Here is a 367-nt window from a genome sequence, read left to right as displayed (position 1 = left end):
GCTAGCGCGTTGTAGGGTCGTACTCCTACTAGTCGCGCAATCTCAAATTGCCGGAGCATGAATCCAATCAGCGCAAATGCGCCATGCAAGGCGACAAATGTCCACAATCCGCCCATTTGACACCACCTTGTGAAGTCCCACTGCGCTTCTGGCCCCCACAAGAACAGCAATGAGTGTCCCATGCTGTTTGCTGGTGTTGATACTGCTACTGTTAGGAAGTTGCATCCTTCTAAATATGACGATGCGATCCCGTGTGTGTACCAACTTGTCACGAATGTTGTTCCTGTTAGCCATCCCCCTAGTGCCATGTATGCACAGGGAAATAGCAATATTCCTGACCACCCGATGAATACGAAGCGATCTCTTT

At 49.9% G+C, this 367-nt stretch carries 1 pseudogene; it reads right to left on the bottom strand.

Going from position 1 to position 367, the window contains the following annotated elements:
• Window positions 1–367, bottom strand: a pseudogene (locus CSQ79_RS26940) (photosystem II D2 protein (photosystem q(a) protein)); the annotation flags it as partial.

The sequence above is a fragment of the Gloeocapsopsis sp. IPPAS B-1203 genome, from assembly GCF_002749975.1.
In the GTDB taxonomy this organism is placed as follows: domain Bacteria; phylum Cyanobacteriota; class Cyanobacteriia; order Cyanobacteriales; family Chroococcidiopsidaceae; genus Gloeocapsopsis.
The sequence above is the reverse complement of the archived record's forward strand: the minus strand, read 5'-3'. Positions and strand labels throughout refer to the sequence as shown.